At 33.1% G+C, this 824-nt stretch carries 1 pseudogene; it reads left to right on the forward strand.

Features of this window, described 5'->3' with window-relative positions:
* Window positions 1-682 (forward strand): annotated as a pseudogene (locus ACFIJL_RS09710) (hypothetical protein); the annotation flags it as partial.
* Window positions 683-824: the final 142 nt, after the last annotated feature.

Genomic DNA, 824 nt, shown 5'->3' on the forward strand with positions numbered 1-824 from the left:
TAACAATAACAAAAAAAATAAAAATATTATTTTATCAAAAAGAGAAATTGATTTTGAAAATTTAGAAACAAACGATTTTGTTGAAAAGGCAATCGAGTGTGATGTTGAAAGCCAATCAGAACAAATCAAAACGATAGAAACCAAACAACCAATCATTCACGAGCAAAATATCAATCTTTCAAACGAAGCTAACAACCGATGGCAAATTAACGAAGCGATGATTGCGAAATTGCCTTCACGAAAAGTTAAAAAGGTTGGAAAAAAACTTTCAGAAATCTTTGACACGATGATGCCTGCTTATTTTCCAGAGAAAGCAAACTTTTTTGAAGAAAGCAAGAAAACAAGGGAAAAACAAGAAGTTGAAAGAATACTAGAAGATTTCAAACCCGATTTTCAATACGCAACTGAACAAGGATTAACGCATGATGAAGCCTTATCAGAATTTGAAAAATTTGTACGCTTTTCAAAAACCAATCCATGTCGAAATGCAAATGAACGCGATTGGCAAAGCGCTTGGGATAATTGGATTACGCATCCAGAATATGGATTGGTAATTAAGAAACACAAAAAATTAGAAACGGAAAAACTATATGCAACCGCATGCTATAAATCATCATCAAACAATTTCGCAAATAAGCTTTCAGAAAGATTTAGCATACCCCCAACAGCGATCTACGCTTAAAGACACTTATGGATCAGAAATAGAGCTTTTTTCGGAAGCATCAGTCATGAAATCGTATTTAAAATGATCCGAAAAAACAGCAAAGTAGTGAAATTTGCTGATGATTTTGAGAATAGAGATGCGTTTAAATTGACAGAAAGGC

This window comes from Bartonella sp. TT119HLJHH (assembly GCF_042193385.1).
Lineage (GTDB): Bacteria > Pseudomonadota > Alphaproteobacteria > Rhizobiales > Rhizobiaceae > Bartonella.